The following is a 2690-nucleotide window of genomic DNA, read 5'->3' on the forward strand; positions in this document are numbered from 1 at the left end:
ACCCGGCCGGTGGCCACCGCGACGCAGTGTGCCCCCGCATCGAGTGCCCCGCGCACGTCGTGCACGTGGTCCCCGATGACCACAGTGGTGCCGGGGGAGACCTCGAGCCCGAGGGTGCGGGCCGTGGCGATCGCCCCGCGCACGAGGTCGGCGCGGTCGGCGTGGTGATCACCGAACGCGCCCAGCCGAGGATCCGGCAGGCCGTCGAAACCGCACAACCGGAGCTTGAGCAGCGCCGTCCGCCGCATGTTGCCGGTGACGATCCCCTGGTGCACCCCGGCCACGGAGGCGAGGGCCCCCGCCGCCTCGTGTGCGCCCGGCAGAGGCCCGCCGCCGGAGTCGAGCAGATCATGACCGTGGGTCTCGCACCTCTCGGCGACCGCGCGGAGGAGGCGGGTGACGTGTCCTTCGTGCGGCTCGATCCCGTTTCTCGCGAGCAGGTCGGTACAGATCGCGCGGTCCGTCCGCCCGGCGAAGGAGGTGTCCATGATCGGTTCCCCGCCCACCATCTCTGCGAGAGCGGGCCCGATCATCCGGGAACCGAACCCGGCGGGGTCGAGCAACGTGAGGTCGAGATCCCACAGGACCAGCCGGGTGCTCACGACGCCGATGTGAACAGCGGCGCCAGCCAGGCGGTGAGGAAGGACCGCAGTTCGGCGTCGGAGCGGGAGTCGGGGGGGTCGAGCACGATCACCGACCAGCCGATGTGGACTCCGACGTCGGCGAGGAAGTCGATGCGGTCGGCGTACTCGGGGAAGCGCTCGACCGCCGGTCTCAACAGTTGAGCAGTGTAGCCGAGGGATCTGTCGATGGCTCCGGGATGGTGGATCGGATTGCCCTCGCCGGAGAGCGTCAGCGCGCGGAGGAGGGGGTCGCCGAGGATCCTCTGCCGGGACACGACCACCATCTCCACCAGGAGTTCGAGCAGCGAGTCCGCCGAGTCGATGAGCGACTCGTAGGTACCGAGGAGTGCGCTGAGTTGATGGGTTATCGCCTCGCTGACGAGTTCCTCACGGGTACCGAAGATCGAGTACACGGTCTGACGACTCACCCCGGCTCGCTTGGCCACCACCGCGATGTTGACGCCCTCGAAGCCCACCTCGCCGATGACGCGGCGGGTGGCGTCGAGGATGTTCTCGCGAGACCTCACACCACCCATTATCCCGGTCGCCGCCACCGGTCCCGGGCATTCGACGCTGATGACGGTGTGCACATCCGTCCGGACGGCCTCGCCCGCTCCCGGCTCGGACGGCCTCGCCCGCTCCCGCCTCAGATGATCGCGCCCACATCGTGGCGGACGATCCGGTCGAGGGCTCGCTCGGCGATCGCCGCGATGGTCAGTGACGGGTTGCAGGCGGCGGTGGTGCCCGGGATGAGGGCCCCGTCGACGACGTACAGGCCCCGCTGGCCCAGGACCCGCCCGTCGAGGTCGCAGACCTGCTCCATGGCCGCGCCGCCGAGCGGGTGCCAGGTGGAGTTGACGATGTCGTTGGTGTCGGTGAGGTGGCCGGTCGGGCCGACGATGGCGCGCGCGGTGGGTTCGATGTGACCGCGCAGGATCCCCGCGTCACCGGCGGCGGGCCATCGGATGACGCCGCGGTCCTGCGCTGCGTCGTAGACGATCCGGCCACGGTCGGCGCTCACGCCGTACCCGACCATCATCGTGGTGTGCAGATCCGCACCGAATGCGGGGATCGACGCCTGGATGAGGGTGTGGGCGGTGGTGGGGTCCGACCAGTTGAGGCTCCCGTAGACCACAGGCCCGCCCTGGACGGCGCCGAATCCTGCGGTGGGGTCGGTCCAGGTGTAGATCCGGTCGGCGTTGGTGCCCCAGCCGCTGCCGACGGCGTCGGGGAGGTCCGTGATGGTGCCGGTGGCGGAGGCTCGGGTGAGCAGCGTGGAGGTGCCCACCGATCCGGCACCCAACATGACCGCGGGTGCGCGCATCGCCAGCGTCTTGAGGAGGCGTCCGGCGGTGTCGAGGACCTCGACGTCGAGCTCCCAGCGTCCGTCGGGCAGCCGCCGCATGGCACGGACGTCGTGGAGCGGTCGGACCTCGACGAGTCCCGTGGCCTCGGCATCGGCGAGGTAGGTCACGTCGACGGTGTGTTTGCCGCCGTTGTTGACGCCGAGCGCGCCCGAGCTGTCGGTGTAGGAGGGCCGCATCTCGCCGCGCAGCTCGGCCAGTGCGTAGTCCCAGTCGATGGGCATGGGGATCTTGCGCAGTGGCAGACCGGCGGCCCGCACCCTCTGGGCGAAAACGCGGGGGGCCGTGTACTGGGGGGAGTTGACGAGTTCGTCCGGGGCCTCGGCCAGGCGGAGCATCCGGGAGACGCGGGGAAAGTACTCCTGCTCCATCTCGCGCCAGTCGATCGCGCCCGGGAACCAGGTCTGGAACAACTCCTCGCTGGGCTGGAGTGACATGCCCTGGTAGATGAGGGACCCGCCTCCGACGCCGGTGGCGCACACGGAGGTCATGTTCTCGCCCACGGAGGCGTCGAGCAGCCCGGTGTAGCGCGGCAGGTCCACGGGTCGGCCGAAGACCTCGGGTGCGGAGCGGAACCACAGGATGCGCTCGTCGGGTGCGCTGACGCTGGGGTAGGTGGTCGAGTTGGGGCCGGTGGGCCAGCGGCGTCCTCGTTCCATGACGACGACGGGGACGCCCGCCTGGGCGAGCCGGAGCGCCGCGA

Annotated in this window: 3 protein-coding genes; all 3 read right to left on the reverse strand. The window is 70.6% G+C overall.

Features of this window, described 5'->3' with window-relative positions; genetic code table 11:
• On the reverse strand, positions 1-602 hold a 602-nt coding region (locus tag G6026_RS12985; RefSeq protein ID WP_182613423.1), incomplete at its 3' end, for a haloacid dehalogenase-like hydrolase.
• Positions 599-1150: a TetR/AcrR family transcriptional regulator gene (locus G6026_RS12990; RefSeq protein ID WP_159078006.1), complete on the reverse strand. Its 552-nt coding sequence runs from the start codon at positions 1148-1150 to the stop codon at positions 599-601. The genes G6026_RS12990 and G6026_RS12985, both read right to left, overlap by 4 nt.
• A 119-nt stretch (positions 1151-1269) precedes the next feature.
• A partial coding sequence (locus tag G6026_RS12995; RefSeq protein ID WP_241728075.1) for a GMC oxidoreductase occupies positions 1270-2690 on the reverse strand: 1421 nt, incomplete at its 5' end.

Source organism: Dietzia sp. DQ11-38-2, from assembly GCF_014145055.1.
Classification (GTDB): domain Bacteria; phylum Actinomycetota; class Actinomycetes; order Mycobacteriales; family Mycobacteriaceae; genus Dietzia.